Consider the following 15,116-nt stretch of genomic DNA (forward strand, 5'->3'; position numbering starts at 1 on the left):
GCCATCCAGAGGAGGATGGACATGGCAGTACGTGCGGCGGTGGCCGGAGCGAGCGGATACGCGGGCGGAGAGGTCCTGCGGCTGCTCCTTGCGCACCCCGAGGTCGAGATCGGTGCCCTGACCGGGAACTCCAACGCCGGGCAGCGGCTCGGAGCGCTCCAGCCGCACCTGCCGCCGCTGGCCGGCCGCGTGCTCGCCGAGACCACGCCGGAGGCGCTCGCCGGGCACGACGTGGTCTTCCTCGCGCTGCCGCACGGCCAGTCCGCCGCCGTCGCCGAACAGCTCGGCCCCGATGTCCTGGTGATCGACATGGGCGCCGACTTCCGGCTGAAGGACCCGGCCGACTGGGAGCGGTTCTACGGCTCCCCGCACGCCGGCACCTGGCCCTACGGCCTCCCCGAACTCCCGGGCGCCCGCGCCGCGCTGGAGGGGTCCAAGCGCGTCGCGGTGCCCGGTTGCTACCCGACCGCCGTCTCCCTCGCCCTGTTCCCGGCCTACGCGGCCGGCCTCGTCGGGCCCGAGGCGGTGATCGTCGCCGCGTCCGGCACCTCCGGCGCGGGCAAGGCCCCCAAGCGGCACCTGCTGGGCAGCGAGGTCATGGGCTCCATGTCGCCGTACGGCGTCGGCGGCGGCCACCGGCACACCCCCGAGATGATCCAGAACCTCAGCGCCGTCGCCGGGGAACCCGTGCGGGTCTCCTTCACCCCGACCCTGGCCCCGATGCCCCGCGGGATCCTCGCCACGTGCAGCGCGTCCGCCGCCGCGGGCGTCACGGCGGACAGCGTCCGCGCCGTCTACGAGAAGGCGTACGCCGACGAGCCGTTCGTCCAGCTGCTCCCCGAGGGCCAGTGGCCCGCCACGGCGTCCGTGCACGGCTCCAACGCCGTCCAGGTGCAGGTCGCGTACGACGCCGCCGTGGGCCGTGTCATCGCGATCAGCGCCATCGACAACCTCACCAAGGGCACCGCCGGCGGTGCCGTCCAGAGCATGAACATCGCCCTGGGTCTTCCCGAGACCACGGGGCTTTCCACGATCGGAGTCGCACCGTGAGTGTCACGGCAGCCAAGGGATTCACGGCGGCGGGGGTCGCCGCCGGGATCAAGGAGAACGGCAACCCCGACCTGGCCCTGGTGGTCAACGACGGGCCCCGCCGTGCCGCCGCGGGCGTCTTCACCTCCAACCGCGTCAAGGCGGCCCCGGTGCTGTGGTCGGAGCAGGTCCTCAAGGGCGGCCAGGTCTCGGCCGTCGTCCTCAACTCCGGCGGCGCCAACGCCTGCACCGGACCGAAGGGCTTCCAGGACGCCCACGCCACCGCCGAGAAGGTCGCCGAGGTGCTCGGCCGGGGCGCCATCGAGGTCGCCGTCTGCTCCACCGGCCTGATCGGCGTGCCGCTGCCCATGGACAAGGTCCTGGCGGGCGTGGAGACGGCCGCCGCCTCCTTGAGCGAGCACGGCGGCGAGAAGGCCGCCATCGCCATCAAGACCACCGACACCGTCCACAAGACCTCCGTGGCGACGCGGTCCGGCTGGACTGTCGGCGGCATGGCCAAGGGCGCCGGCATGCTCGCCCCCGGCCTCGCCACCATGCTGGTCGTCCTCACCACCGACGCCGACCTGGAGAGCGAGGTGCTGGACAAGGCGCTGCGCGCGGCCACCCGGGTCACCTTCGACCGCGTCGACTCCGACGGCTGCATGTCCACCAACGACACCGTGCTGCTGCTCGCTTCCGGCGCCTCCGGGACCACCCCCGACTACGACGAGTTCGCCGATGCCGTGCGCCAGGTCTGCGACGACCTCGGCCGGCAGCTCATCGGCGACGCCGAGGGCGCCAGCAAGGAGATCAAGGTCGAGGTGATCAACGCGGCGACCGAGGAGGACGCCGTCGAGGTGGGCCGCTCCATCGCCCGCAACAACCTCCTCAAGTGCGCGATCCACGGCGAGGACCCCAACTGGGGCCGCGTGCTCTCCGCGATCGGCACCACCGGGGCCGCCTTCGAACCCGACCGCCTGAACGTCGCCATCAACGGCGTCTGGGTGTGCCGGAACGGCTGCGTCGGCGAGGACCGCGACCTGGTCGACATGCGCTACCGCGAGGTGCATATCGTCGCCGACCTGGCCGCGGGCTCCGAGACCGCGACCATCTGGACCAACGACCTGACCGCCGACTTCGTACACGAGAACAGCGCCTACTCCTCATGACAACCCGTAAGCACACCGCGCTGCCCAAGGCCCGCATCCTCATCGAGGCGCTGCCCTGGCTCACCCGGCACCACGGCAAGGTCGTCGTCATCAAGTTCGGCGGCAACGCCATGGTGGACGAGGAGCTGAAGGCAGCCTTCGCCCAGGACGTCGTCTTCCTGCACCACGCCGGCCTCAGGCCGGTCGTCGTGCACGGCGGCGGCCCGCAGATCAGCGCCGCCCTCGACCGGCACGGCATCGCCAGCGAGTTCAAGGCGGGCCTGCGCGTCACCACCGAGGACGCCATGGACGTCGTACGGATGGTGCTCGCCGGACAGGTCCAGCGCGAGCTGGTCGGCCTGCTCAACCGGCACGGCCCGCTCGCCGTCGGTCTCACCGGCGAGGACGCGCACACCATCAGCGCCACCCGGCACACCCCCGAGATCGACGGGGAGCCGGTCGACATCGGGCGGGTCGGCGAGATCACCGGGATCGACACCGGTGCCATAGCGGCCCTGCTGGCCGACGGCCGCATCCCGGTCGTCTCCTCCATCGCCCGCTCCGAGGACGACGGCCACGTCTACAACGTCAACGCCGACACGGCCGCCGCGGCACTCGCCGCCGCCCTCGGCGCCGAGACCCTCATGGTCCTCACCGACGTCGAGGGACTCTACGTGGACTGGCCCCACTCCGACGAGGTGATCAGCCGCCTCACCGCCTCCCAACTGGAGAAGCTGCTGCCCGACCTGAGTGCCGGCATGGTGCCCAAGATGGAGGGCTGCCTGCACGCGGTGCGCAACGGCGTGCGCACCGCCCGGGTCATCGACGGCCGGGTCCAGCACTCGATCCTGCTGGAGATCTTCACCGACGAAGGCATCGGCACCATGGTCGTGCCGGACGAACAGGGGGAGTCATGAGCAACCAGGAACTGACCGCGCGGTGGCAGGGCGCGCTCATGGACAACTACGGCACCCCCCGCCTGCCCCTCGTCCGCGGTGCGGGCACCCGGGTGTGGGACGCCGAGGGCCGGGAGTACCTGGACTTCGTCGGCGGCATCGCCACCAACGCGCTCGGCCACGCCCACCCCGCCGTCGTCGCCGCCGTCAGCGGGCAGATCGCCTCCCTCGGCCACATCTCCAACTTCTTCATGGCCGAGCCCACCGTCGCCCTCGCCGAGCGGCTCCTGCGCCTCTTCGGCCGGGACGGCCGGGTCTTCTTCTGCAACTCCGGCGCCGAGGCCAACGAGGCCGCCTTCAAGATCGGCCGGCTGACCGGGCGCACCCATGTGGTCGCCACCGAGGGCGGTTTCCACGGCCGGACCATGGGCGCCCTCGCGCTCACCGGCCAGCCCGCCAAGCAGGACCCGTTCCGGCCGCTGCCCGGCGAGGTCACCCACGTCCCCTACGGCGACGCCCAGGCGCTGGCCGCCGCGGTCACCGAGGACACCGCCCTGGTGGTCATCGAGCCGATCCAGGGCGAGAACGGCGTGATCGTGCCCCCGGCCGGCTATCTCAAGGCCGCCCGCGCGATCACCGCGGCCACCGGCGCGCTGCTGGTCCTGGACGAGGTGCAGACCGGCATCGGCCGGACCGGGACCTGGTTCGAGTACCAGGCCCACGAGGGCGTGCTGCCCGATGTCGTCACCCTCGCCAAGCAGCTCGGCGGCGGGCTGCCGCTCGGCGCGACCGTGGCCTTCGGCCGGGCCGCCGAACTGCTCCGGCCGGGCCACCACGGGACCACCTTCGGCGGCAACCCGGTCGCCTGCGCCGCCGGACTCGCCGTGCTCGACACCATCGAGGCCGAGGGCCTGCTGGACAACGTCAAGCGGCAGAGCGAGCGGCTGCGGGAGGGAATCGAGGCACTGAACCACCCGCTGGTCCACGGTGTCCGGGGTGCGGGCCTGCTCCTGGGTATCGTGCTCACCGGGCCGCGCGCGCCGCAGGCGCAGGCGGCGGCCCAGGAGGCCGGGTTCCTGGTGAACGCGCCCGCCCCCGACGTCGTACGGCTCATGCCGCCGCTGAATCTGCGCGACGACGAGGTGGACGCGCTGCTCGGGGCACTGCCCGGCATCCTCGACGCAGCGGGCCCCGTGGACGGGGACGGACGATCCGGAGAATGAGACGACGATGAGCGAGGCGCAGGACCACGAGCAGGGCGTGGGGGCCGGGCCCGCCGTACCGCAGACCCGCACCGCACGGCACCGCCGGATCGTGGACATCCTCAACCGGCAGCCGGTGCGGTCGCAGAGCCAGCTGGCGAAGCTGCTCGCCGACGACGGGCTGAGCGTCACGCAGGCGACGCTCAGCCGGGATCTCGACGAGCTGAACGCGGTCAAGATCCGCAACACCGACGGCGACCTGATCTACGCGGTGCCGAGCGAGGGCGGGTTCCGTACCCCGCGTGCTCCGCTGGGGGAGTCGGCGAAGGAGGAGCGGATGCGGCGGCTCTCCCAGGAGCTGCTGATCTCCGCGGAGGCCTCGGCGAACCTCGTGGTCCTGCGCACGCCTCCCGGCGCCGCGCAGTTCCTCGCCTCCGCCATCGACCAGGCCGAACTCCACGACATCCTGGGCACCATCGCCGGCGACGACACGCTGCTGCTGATCAGCCGGCACCCCACCGGGGGCCAGGCCCTGGCGGACCACTTGCTGCGGCTGGCCCAGAACGGCCACTGAAGGGGGCGGCGGCGCGGGAGCGCCGGGTGCCGGGACAGGAGCCGACCGCGAGGCCAGGGCGCTGGCGAGGAGCGGCGTGGGCGGGCGCGGCGCGTGCGGGGGTGTGTCAGTAGCGGGTGACGGCGGTGGGTCCGGTCTCGGTGCCCACCGCGATGTGCGGCCCGCGGTCCGGTGCCGCCCAGCGCAGGATCCGCTCCATCGCCTCCTTGGGCACCGACACACAACCGGACGTCGGCCCGCGCCCGTTGACGTGCAGGAAGATCCCGGCGCCGCGTCCGCGCACGGGCCGGTCGTAGTTGAAGCCGATGACCAGGCCGTGGGCGTACTGCTCCCGGTAGTCGGCCAGGTGCTCGGACTCGGCGGCGCGGCAGTCGGCGGGCAGCGGGTCGACCCAGCGGTTGTAGGAGCGGGAGCGGTTGTCCTGGCACCACCAGGAACTGTCCCGCACCGCCCGGTACTCCACGCTCGTCCCGGCCGGGGCCGGCTCGGTCCCGAAGCCGAACGGTAGGTCGTACAGGCCGGTCGGGGTCGTGTCGGTGCCCTGCTCCCGGGTGGTGCCCTCGACCAGCCCGTGCGCCCCGAAGCGGGCCGGCGCGGATCCGGCCCGGACCCACCGGCCGTCCCGGAGGTCCCACCAGTCGACCGTGCCCTCGGTGGCGCCGGTGTCCGGGGCTTGGGCGACGATCAGCTGGGAGCCGCCGCCGGTGTCCGCCATCCGGGCCGGCAGCGGTGCCGGGTCCCGGCCGGGGGCGGCGCCGAGCAGGGCGAGACAGGACACGGACACGAGGGCGAGGACCACACCGGGGCGCATGCCTCAGACGCTAGACGGGGGCAGCGGCAACGGCAGCCCGGGCAGTCCGTCCAGGCTGGTCGCGATGTGCTCCTTTTTGGTGAAGTACGCGCTCAGCGAGGCGTCGTCCTCGCGGGCGAAGCGCCTGCCGTGCAGGTCGCGGTCCTCCTCGTACGCCATGAAGGGGACGGCGTAGCCGCAGGAGTCGCGGACCACATCGGCGTGCACCACGATGACGGCGCGCAGTCCGTGCGCGGTGTGGTCGATGTCCGGGAAGCGGGCGAGGAGGTCCGGGAAGCGCGGGTCGTCGCGGAAGACGGGCTCGCCCCGGCCGTGTACGCGCACGATGTTGGGCGGGCCCTGGAAGGCGCACCACATCAGCGTGATCCGCCCGTTCTCCCGCAGGTGGGCGATGGTCTCGGCGGTGGACCCGGCGAAGTCCAGGTAGGCCACGGTGAGTTCGTCCAGCACGACGAAGGAGCCCTTGAGCCCCTTGGGCGAGAGGTTGACCGTGCCGTCGCCGGAGAGCGGGGCGGTCGCGGTGAAGAAGAGCGGCTGTTCCTCGATGAAGGCGCGCAGTCTGCCGTCTATGCGTTCATAAGTCTTTCCCATGGCTAACGATTATCGCGGAAGATCCTTCGCCTGTCTAAGCATCTCTCCCTCGCAAGGCTGATTGACGAATCATGCAGAGCCCTGCATACTCATGCATATCAGCGAATGCACTGTGAGGAGAAACCCGTGACCGAGCGCGTCGTACTGGCCTACTCAGGCGGTCTGGACACCTCCGTCGCCATCGGCTGGATCGCCGAGGAGACGGGCGCCGAGGTCATCGCCGTTGCGGTCGACGTCGGCCAGGGCGGCGAGGACCTGGATGTGATCCGCAAGCGCGCCCTCGCGTGCGGCGCCGTCGAGGCCGAGGTCGCGGACGCCAAGGACGAGTTCGCCGACGAGTACTGCCTCCCGGCGATCAAGGCCAACGCCCTGTACATGGACCGCTACCCGCTGGTCTCCGCCCTGTCCCGGCCGACCATCGTCAAGCACCTGGTCGCCGCCGCCAAGAAGCACGGCGCCACCACGGTCGCCCACGGCTGCACCGGCAAGGGCAACGACCAGGTCCGCTTCGAGGCCGGCATCGTCGCCCTCGCCCCCGACCTGAAGTGCATCGCCCCGGTCCGCGACTACGCCATGACCCGGGACAAGGCGATCGCCTTCTGCGAGGCCAAGCAGCTCCCGATCGCCACCACCAAGAAGTCCCCGTACTCCATCGACCAGAACGTCTTCGGACGCGCCGTCGAGACGGGCTTCCTGGAGGACATCTGGAACGCCCCGATCGAGGACATCTACGAATACACCTCCAACCCGGCCGCCCCCCGCGAGGCCGACGAGGTGGTCATCACCTTCGAGGCGGGCGTCCCGGTCGCCATCGACGGCAAGCCCGTCACCGTCCTGCAGGCCATCCAGCAGCTCAACGAGCGCGCCGGCGCCCAGGGCATCGGCCGGATCGACATGGTCGAGGACCGCCTGGTCGGCATCAAGTCCCGCGAGGTGTACGAGGCGCCGGGTGCGATCGCCCTGATCACCGCCCACCAGGAGCTGGAGAACGTCACCGTCGAGCGCGAACTCGCCCGGTTCAAGCGCCAGGTGGAGCAGCGCTGGAGCGAACTGGTCTACGACGGCCAGTGGTTCTCCCCGCTCAAGCGCGCCCTGGACGGCTTCGTCAACGAGGCCAACCAGCACGTCTCCGGCGACATCCGGATGACCCTGCACGGCGGTCGCGCGGTCGTCACCGGCCGGCGCTCCCAGGAGTCGCTGTACGACTTCGACCTCGCCACCTACGACACGGGCGACACCTTCGACCAGTCGGCGGCCAAGGGCTTCATCGACATCTACAGCCTGTCGTCGAAGATCGCCGCGCGGCGTGATCTGGCAGGCGGAGCCTGACGCAGACCTGGCGTGACCCGCGGGGCCATCTCCCCGCATCAGCCTGACAGCCGCCTCCCCGCCCGGAAACGCGGGGAGGCGGTGGCACATCACGAGCTTCGAGGAGCAACGCAAGTGAGCAGCAACAGCGGTGACGTACGGCTCTGGGGCGGCCGTTTCGCCGACGGACCCGCCGAGGCCCTGGCGAAGCTGTCCGCGTCCGTCCACTTCGACTGGCGGCTCGCGCCCTACGACATCGCCGGCTCGCGTGCCCACGCGCGCGTCCTGCACAAGGCGGGGCTGCTCACCGAGGACGAGCTGACCCGGATGCTGGCCGGCCTCGACCGGCTCGAAGCGGACGTGGCGTCGGGCGCCTTCGTCGGCACCATCGCCGACGAGGACGTGCACACCGCCCTGGAGCGCGGCCTGCTGGAGCGCCTCGGCCCGGACCTCGGCGGCAAGCTGCGCGCCGGCCGGTCCCGCAACGACCAGGTCGCCACCCTCTTCCGGATGTACCTGCGCGACCACGCCCGGATCATCGGCGGCCTGATCGCCGACCTCCAGGACGCCCTGATCGGTCTTGCCGAGGCCCACCCGGACGTGGCGATGCCCGGCCGCACCCACCTCCAGCACGCCCAGCCGGTGCTCTTCGCCCATCACGTCCTCGCCCACGTCCAGTCCCTGTCCCGGGACGCCGAGCGGCTGCGCCAGTGGGACGAGCGGACGGCCGTGTCGCCGTACGGCTCCGGCGCCCTCGCCGGCTCCTCCCTGGGCCTGGACCCGGAGGCGGTCGCCCGGGACCTCGGCTTCGAGCACGGCAGCGCCGGCAACTCCATCGACGGCACCGCCTCCCGGGACTTCGTCGCGGAGTTCGCGTTCATCACCGCGATGATCGGCGTGAACCTCTCCCGGATCGCCGAGGAGATCATCATCTGGAACACGAAGGAGTTCTCCTTCGTGACCCTGCACGACGCCTTCTCCACGGGCTCGTCGATCATGCCGCAGAAGAAGAACCCGGACATCGCCGAGCTGGCCCGCGGCAAGTCCGGCCGGCTGATCGGCAACCTGACCGGCCTGCTGGCGACCCTCAAGGCCCTGCCCCTCGCGTACAACCGCGACCTCCAGGAGGACAAGGAGCCGGTCTTCGACTCCTGCGACCAGCTGGAGGTGCTGCTCCCCGCCTTCACCGGCATGATCGCCACGCTCACCGTCCACCGCGAGCGCATGGAGGAGCTGGCCCCGGCCGGCTTCTCGCTGGCCACCGACATCGCCGAGTGGCTGGTGCGGCAGGGCGTGCCGTTCCGGGTGGCGCACGAGGTCGCGGGGGAGTGCGTCAAGGCCGCCGAGGCCGAGGGCAAGGAGCTGGACGACCTCACGGACGAGCAGTTCGCGAAGATCTCCCCGCACCTCACCCCCGAGGTCCGCACGGTCCTCAACGTCCCCGGCGCCCTCGCCTCCCGGTCCGGCCGCGGCGGCACGGCCCCGAGCGCGGTGGCGGTCCAGCTGACGGAGGTCAAGGCGGACGTGGCACGTCAGCACGAGTGGGCGGACGCGAAGAAGAAGGGCTGAGGGCGACCCGGGCCCGTACCGCCGTACGAAGGTCTTCGCGGGTTACGTTGGCCGGAGCCGTACCGGACCCGACCGAACGGACCCCGCGATGCCCTTCGCCCGCCTCGCCACAGCGACCGCCCCCACCAGCCGCATCGGCCTCGGCCTCGCCGCCGTCGGCCGCCCCGGCTACATCAACCTCCGCCGCGGCGAGGACCTCGGGGAGAACCGCGGCGTCGAAGCACTGCGCACCCGGACCCACGCGCTCCTCGACGCCGCCTACGCCCAGGGCGTCCGCTACGTCGACGCCGCCCGCTCCTACGGCCGCTCCGAGGAGTTCCTCGCGGACTGGCTGGCCGCCCACCCGGGCGCCGACGATGTGGTCGTCGGCAGCAAATGGGGCTACACCTACACCGCCGGCTGGTCGGCGGACGCCGAGACGCACGAGGTCAAGGACCACAGCACCGCCGCCTACGACCGGCAGCGCGCCGAGACCGACGCCCTGCTCGGCGACCGGCTCGACCTCTACCAGATCCACTCGGTGACCCCGGACAGCCCGGCCCTGACCGACAAGGACCTGCACGCGAGGCTCGCGGAGGCCGCCGCCCGGGGCCTCACCGTCGGCTTCTCCACCAGCGGCCCCGCCCAGGCCGACGCCATCCGCGCGGCCCTCGCCGTCACGGTCGGCGGCGAGCCCCTCTTCCGCACCGTCCAGTCGACGTACAACCTCCTGGAGACCTCGGCCGGTCCCGCCCTCGCCGAGGCGCACGACGCCGGACTCACCGTGATCGTCAAGGAGGGCATGGCGAACGGCCGGCTGGCCGGACCGCACGCCCCGGAGGCCCTCCGCGCCGTGGCCGCCGCCACCGGGCTCGGCTGCGACGCGGTCGCCCTCGGCTGGATCCTGCGCCGCCCGTGGGCGGGCGTGGTCCTCTCCGGCGCCGCGACCGTGCCCCAGCTGCTGTCCAATCTGCGGGCCCCCGCCGTCGACCCGGACCCGGACCGGCTGACCCCTCTCGCCGCGCTGCGGGAGGACCCGCACGCCTACTGGGAGCGACGCCGGCAGCTGCCCTGGCACTGACACACACCCCTTACAAGCTGGGGAAATGAGTCACGCACGCCCAGAATGAGACATCAACGTCTCATCTGGGCTACTCTTGTCTCATGGCCATCGACCGTGACCACGTGCTGCGCAGCGCAGCCGCCCTGCTGACCCGTAAATCCACCGCGACCATGGACGAGGTCGCCAAGGCCGCCGGGATCAGCCGGGCCACGCTGCATCGCCACTTCGCCGGCCGCGACGCGCTCGTCAGGGCGCTGGAACAGCTCGGCATCACCGAATGCGAGGGCGCGCTGGAGCGCGCCCGGCTGGAAGAAGGTGCCGCGGCCGAGGCCGTCCGCCGGCTGGTCCGCGAGATCCAGCCGGCCGCCGGACTGCTGTCGTTCCTCTACGGCGAGAACCAGCTGTGGGAGGGCGACGGGCTGAACGAGGGCTGGCAGCGCCTGGACACCCGGATCGGGGCCCTGTTCCAGCGCGGTCAGCGCGCCGGCGAATTCCGTATCGATCTCAGCCCGGTCTGGCTCACCGAGGCGCTGTACGGGCTCATCGCCTCCTGCGCCTGGGCCACCCTGGACGGCCGGGTGGCCTCCCGGGACTTCCCGACCATGATCGCCGAGCTGCTGCTCGGCGGCGCACTGCGAAGAGAGGAACCATGACCAGCACCCTGCGGCCGGACCGGACGACCGAGGCGGTGAAGCGCCCGGGCCGCTGGCTGGCGCTGTCCGTCCTCGTCCTGGCCGTGCTGCTGGTGGCCGTCGACGCCACCGTCCTCGGCCTGGCGACCCCCTACATCAGCGAAGACCTCCACCCCACCGGCACCCAGCTGCTGTGGATCGGCGACGTCTACTCCTTCGTCATCGCCGGTCTGCTCGTCTCCATGGGCAGCCTCGGCGACCGCATCGGCCGCAAGCGGATCCTGCTGGTCGGCGCCACCGCGTTCGGCGCGGTGTCCGTGCTCAACGCCTACGCCACCACGCCCGAGCTGATGATCCTGGCCCGGGCGCTGCTCGGCGTCGCGGGCGCGACCCTGATGCCGGCCACCCTGGCCCTGATCCGCAACATCTTCCACGACCCGCGCGAACGCAGCCTGGCCGTCGGTATCTGGGGCGCGACCGCCTCCGCCGGCATGGCCGTCGGCCCGATCGCCGGCGGATTCCTCCTGGAACACTTCTGGTGGGGCTCGGTCTTCCTGATCAACCTGCCGGTGATGGCCGTCCTGGTGCTGGTCGGCGTGCGCACCCTGCCCGAGTCCCGCAACCCGCGCCCGGGCCCGTGGGACCTGACCAGCGTGCTGCTGTCGCTGGTCGGCATGATCGGCCTCGTCTACGCGGTCAAGGAGGCGGCGGCGCACGGCTTCTCCTGGCCGGCCCTCGGCGCCGGCCTGCTGGGCGCGGCGGCGCTGTACGGCTTCGTCCGCCGTCAGCTGACCATGCCGGTGCCGCTGCTGGACATGCGGCTGTTCAGGCGGCGCGGCTTCAGCGGCGCGGTCCTCGCCGACCTGCTGACCGTCCTCGGCATGTCCGGCCTGGTGTTCTTCCTCTCCCAGTTCCTGCAACTCGTCCAGGACCGGCACCCGTTCGAGGCGGGCCTGGCCGAACTGCCCGCCGCGGTGGGCGCGGTGGCGGCCGGTCTGGTCGCGGGCCGCGCGGCCCGGCGCTTCTCGGTCCGCGCGGTGGTCGCGGGCGGCCTGGCCGCGGTCGGCGTCGCCCTGGCGGCGCTGACCACGCTCGGCCAGACCACCGGCTATCCCGTCCTCGGCGCCGCCCTGCTGGTGGTCGGCGTCGGCGCGGGCCTCTCCTTCACGGTGACCGCCGACGTCATCCTCTCCAGCGTCCCGAAGGACCAGGCGGGCGCGGCCTCGGCGGTCTCCGAGACGGCGTACGAACTGGGCGCCGCCCTCGGCATCGCCCTGCTGGGCTCCATCGTGACCGGCGTCTACCGCGGCTTCCCGGGCCCGGCCGGCACCCCGGCCGGGGCCCACGAGTCGCTGGGCGCGGCGGTGCAGGCCGCCGCCCATCTGCCGCCGCACCAGGCCGAGGGGCTGCTCGACGCGGCCCGCGAGTCCTTCGTCCACGGCCTGCACCTGGCCTCGGCGGCGGGCGCGGTGGTCCTGCTGACGGCGTCGGCGGTGGCGTGGTTCCTGCTGCGGGGCCAGAAGCTGGACGGCGCGGCGTGAGCCGACCGGGCCGGGGGAGCGGACCGGGCCCGGTCGGCTCACGCCGGGGGAGCCGGCCGCGCCTCGCTCACTTCTTGTAGCCGAGCACCGTCATCATCCCGCTCTCCGAGTGGTACTGGTTGTGGCAGTGCAGCATCCACAGCCCGGGGTTGTCGGCGTCGAAGTCGAGCACCAGCTTGCGGTGCGGCAGCACCAGCGCGGTGTCCTTGCGGGCGCCCGCGGAGTCCAGCCCGGTCACCGCGAAGGTGTGCCCGTGCAGATGCATCGGGTGCCACATGTCGGTGGCGTTGATGAGGGTGAGCCGCACTCGCTCACCGGCACGGACCGGGTGGCGCTGCTGCGGGGTGTAGGTCCTGTGGTCGAACCCCCAGTCGAACTTCGCCATCGTCCCGGTGATCCGGATGCGCACCTCGCGGTCCGGCTTCCGGTCGTCCAGGGCCACGGACTCGTGGGGCAGCAGCCGGCGCGCGGGGACGGTGTTGCCGTCGATCTCCCGCGGGCGGACCTCGCCGGAGGGCGGGGTCTTGCGCGTCTTGCCGGTGTGCAGGACGGCGAGGGCCCTGCCCTTCTTCCCCTCGGGGAGGGCGACCAGCGGGAACATGCCGTCCCGCGCGGTGATCAGCACGTCGTACCGCTCCGCCATGCCGACGAGGAGCGCGTCGGTCTCCTTGTGCCGCACCGGGTAGCCGTCGGTGTGCGTGACGGTCATCTTGTGGTCGCCCAGCGCCACCCGGAAGGCGGTCTCGGAACCGGCGTTGATGATGCGCAGCCGCACCCGTTCGCCGGGGCGGCAGCGGAACACCGACGGCGCGTCGGGCAGCCGGCCGTTGATGAGGTAGTGCGGGTAGGCGACGCTGCCGCCCTCCCCGTTCAGCATGCGGCTGTGCGACTTGTGCAGCACCCGGTTGGGGCCGGTCGGCTTCTTGGACGGCTTCGGGTGCCCCTTCGTCGGGTGGCCGGGGCCCATGGCCATGCCTCCCATGTCCATGGCGCCGCCGGGCTTGAGCTGTTCCAGGACGTTCTCGGGGGTGGAGCCCTCCACGCCGTCGAGCCAGTCGTCCAGGACCACGACCCACTCCTTGTCGTAGGAGAGGGGCTCCTTGGGGTCGTCCACGACGAGCGGCGCGTACAGGGCCCGGTCGGGCTGCATCCCGACGTGGGAGTGCAGCAGGTACGTCCCCGGGTGCGCGACGGTGAAGCGGTAGCGGAAGTCGGTGCCGGGGTGGATGGCGCGCTGGGTCAGGTCCGGGACGCCGTCCATGTCGCAGCGCAGCCGCACCCCGTGGGAGTGCAGGGTGGTGGTCTCGGGCAGCCGGTTGGCCAGTGTCAGGTCGAGCACGTCACCGGCGGTGACCCGCACCAGCGGGCCCGGCACCTCCTCGTCGTACGCCCACGTCCGCACGGAGTGCCCGCCGATGTCCAGCTCGGTCTCCGCCGCGGTGAACCGCAGGACGCGCTCGCGGCCGGCCCCGCGTCTGTGTTCGGCGGCCAGCACCTCCGGATCCGAGGGGTTGACGTAGCCTCGGGGCCCGGCCGGGACGAACCTCTCCCCGCCGCCGGGATGTTCGGGTCCGGAGCCGGACTCCGGGCCGGAACCGGTGCAGGCTGCGAGGAATCCCGCGCCGGCGGCGGCGAGGGGCGTGCGGAGCAGGGTACGCCGAGAAGGTGTGAACATGTCTAAATAAGACATGTTGGGTGGTCAGGTGGCCCGGTAATGCGGCCGAATGCCCTATGTGTCGGGGGCAGATTCCACCGGCAGGCGGAGGGCGAGGGGCACCGCGCGCTCGCCCCGGGGGCTCAGGCGGCCTTCGCCTTGGTGGCGTACATGTCCACGTACTCCTGCCCGGACAGCCGCATCACCTCGGTCATCACCGAGTCCGTCACCGCCCGCAGGACGTAGCGGTCCCGGTCCATGCCGTCGTAGCGCGAGAACTCCATGGCCTCGCCGAACCGCACGGTGACCCGGCCCGGCCGCGGGAGGCCCTTGCCGCTCGGCTGGAGCTTGTCGGTGCCGATCATGGCGAACGGCACCACCGGCGCGCCGGTCATCAGGGTCAGCCGGGCGATGCCGGTGCGGCCCCGGTACAGCCGGCCGTCGGGCGAGCGGGTGCCCTCCGGGTAGATGCCGAAGACCCGGCCCTCCTCCAGGACGCGGCGCCCGGTCATCAGCGCCGCCACACCGCCGTTCGCCCCGTCCCGGTCCACCGGGATCATGCCGACGCCGGTGAAGAACCAGGCCATCAGCCGTCCCTTGACGCCCTTGCCGGTGACGTACTCGTCCTTGCCGATGAAGTGCACCTGCCGCTTGGTGACCAGCGGCAGCACGATCGAGTCGATGAAGGTGAGGTGATTACCGGCCAGAATCACCGGGCCGTCCCCCGGAATGTGCTCCGCGCCCTCCACCTGGGGGCGGAACATCAGGCGCATGATCGGTCCGAGCACTGCCTTGATGAGCGCGAAGCGGGACAACGGGTCCTCCGATGTCAAGGGGGGCGATATGAGTCTGTGCAGGTGAGGACATTACTCGCGGGGCACGCCCGCGCGCACATCGAAGGCATCCGCTTCGCCGAGGTCTTACCAACTATTGACACGCGTTCACCTGGGGTGGTGCGGCCAGGACGGCGGGTAACAGCCTTGTGCGCATGTGACGGACATCGCGCCGGCCCGGGTCCCGCCCCCGGCCGACGCCCCGTCACCCTCCGCCGTCCGCCGGACACCCGACGGCACCCCGGTGTTCGAACGAGGGCCTCCCTTCGGTCATGTGTACGCCCCT

At 72.1% G+C, this 15,116-nt stretch carries 14 protein-coding genes; 10 read left to right on the plus strand and 4 right to left on the minus strand.

The window, feature by feature from the left end; all coding sequences use genetic code 11:
- The first annotated feature begins 21 nt into the window (after nucleotides 1-21).
- Genes argC through ACSURM_RS29560 form a run of 5 tightly spaced genes read left to right on the plus strand, consistent with a single transcriptional unit; the run spans nucleotide 22 to nucleotide 4,849 of the window.
- Nucleotides 22-1,050: an N-acetyl-gamma-glutamyl-phosphate reductase gene (gene argC, locus ACSURM_RS29540; protein ID WP_436958832.1), complete on the plus strand. Its 1,029-nt coding sequence runs from the start codon at nucleotides 22-24 to the stop codon at nucleotides 1,048-1,050.
- Nucleotides 1,047-2,198 carry a bifunctional glutamate N-acetyltransferase/amino-acid acetyltransferase ArgJ gene (gene argJ, locus ACSURM_RS29545; RefSeq protein ID WP_436958833.1) on the plus strand — a complete coding sequence of 384 codons (1,152 nt, stop codon included), beginning with the start codon at nucleotides 1,047-1,049 and terminating at the stop codon, nucleotides 2,196-2,198. Before argC ends, argJ begins: the two co-directional genes overlap by 4 nt.
- Nucleotides 2,195-3,094 (plus strand): acetylglutamate kinase, encoded by a 900-nt coding sequence (argB, locus tag ACSURM_RS29550; protein WP_436958835.1) that lies wholly within the window; start codon nucleotides 2,195-2,197, stop codon nucleotides 3,092-3,094. Before argJ ends, argB begins: the two co-directional genes overlap by 4 nt.
- Nucleotides 3,091-4,296, plus strand: coding sequence for an acetylornithine transaminase (locus ACSURM_RS29555; protein WP_289967385.1), 1,206 nt, complete (start codon nucleotides 3,091-3,093; stop codon nucleotides 4,294-4,296). The genes argB and ACSURM_RS29555 overlap by 4 nt, the downstream gene beginning before the upstream one ends.
- 7 nt (nucleotides 4,297-4,303) lie before the next feature.
- Nucleotides 4,304-4,849: an arginine repressor gene (locus tag ACSURM_RS29560; RefSeq protein ID WP_030613671.1), complete on the plus strand. Its 546-nt coding sequence runs from the start codon at nucleotides 4,304-4,306 to the stop codon at nucleotides 4,847-4,849.
- A 106-nt stretch (nucleotides 4,850-4,955) separates the two neighbouring features.
- Here the strand turns inward: ACSURM_RS29560 and ACSURM_RS29565 are convergent, their stop codons facing one another.
- Both ACSURM_RS29565 and ACSURM_RS29570 read right to left on the minus strand, forming a co-directional pair.
- Complete coding sequence (locus ACSURM_RS29565; RefSeq protein WP_436958836.1) at nucleotides 4,956-5,660, minus strand: L,D-transpeptidase family protein; 705 nt, start codon at nucleotides 5,658-5,660, stop codon at nucleotides 4,956-4,958.
- Between the two features lie 3 nt (nucleotides 5,661-5,663).
- A complete protein-coding gene (locus ACSURM_RS29570) occupies nucleotides 5,664-6,251 on the minus strand; it encodes a pyridoxamine 5'-phosphate oxidase family protein (protein ID WP_030781143.1) in 588 nt (195 codons plus the stop codon).
- A gap of 126 nt (nucleotides 6,252-6,377) precedes the next feature.
- Here ACSURM_RS29570 and ACSURM_RS29575 point away from each other — a divergent pair, with 126 nt between their 5' ends.
- The 5 genes from ACSURM_RS29575 (at nucleotide 6,378) to ACSURM_RS29595 (ending at nucleotide 12,343) form a co-directional block, all read left to right on the plus strand.
- Nucleotides 6,378-7,580, plus strand: a complete 1,203-nt coding sequence (locus ACSURM_RS29575) for an argininosuccinate synthase (protein WP_436958837.1) — start codon at nucleotides 6,378-6,380, stop codon at nucleotides 7,578-7,580.
- A gap of 114 nt (nucleotides 7,581-7,694) precedes the next feature.
- Complete coding sequence (argH, locus tag ACSURM_RS29580) at nucleotides 7,695-9,128, plus strand: argininosuccinate lyase (protein WP_436958838.1); 1,434 nt, start codon at nucleotides 7,695-7,697, stop codon at nucleotides 9,126-9,128.
- A gap of 88 nt (nucleotides 9,129-9,216) precedes the next feature.
- Nucleotides 9,217-10,188: an aldo/keto reductase gene (locus ACSURM_RS29585; RefSeq protein WP_436958839.1), complete on the plus strand. Its 972-nt coding sequence runs from the start codon at nucleotides 9,217-9,219 to the stop codon at nucleotides 10,186-10,188.
- Nucleotides 10,189-10,271: 83 nt separating this feature from the next.
- On the plus strand, nucleotides 10,272-10,823 hold the full coding sequence (locus ACSURM_RS29590) for a TetR/AcrR family transcriptional regulator (RefSeq protein ID WP_436958840.1): 552 nt from the start codon (nucleotides 10,272-10,274) through the stop codon (nucleotides 10,821-10,823).
- Nucleotides 10,820-12,343, plus strand: a complete 1,524-nt coding sequence (locus ACSURM_RS29595; protein ID WP_436958841.1) for an MFS transporter — start codon at nucleotides 10,820-10,822, stop codon at nucleotides 12,341-12,343. The genes ACSURM_RS29590 and ACSURM_RS29595 overlap by 4 nt, the downstream gene beginning before the upstream one ends.
- 67 nt (nucleotides 12,344-12,410) lie before the next feature.
- On the opposite strand, the gene ACSURM_RS29600 is transcribed toward ACSURM_RS29595, so the two are convergent.
- On the minus strand, nucleotides 12,411-14,018 hold the full coding sequence (locus tag ACSURM_RS29600) for a multicopper oxidase family protein (RefSeq protein WP_436958842.1): 1,608 nt from the start codon (nucleotides 14,016-14,018) through the stop codon (nucleotides 12,411-12,413).
- Between the two features lie 122 nt (nucleotides 14,019-14,140).
- A complete protein-coding gene (locus tag ACSURM_RS29605; protein ID WP_289967402.1) occupies nucleotides 14,141-14,830 on the minus strand; it encodes a lysophospholipid acyltransferase family protein in 690 nt (229 codons plus the stop codon).
- Nucleotides 14,831-15,116: the final 286 nt, after the last annotated feature.

This window comes from Streptomyces sp. SudanB182_2057 (genome assembly GCF_964272715.1).
Lineage (GTDB): Bacteria > Actinomycetota > Actinomycetes > Streptomycetales > Streptomycetaceae > Streptomyces > Streptomyces rubradiris.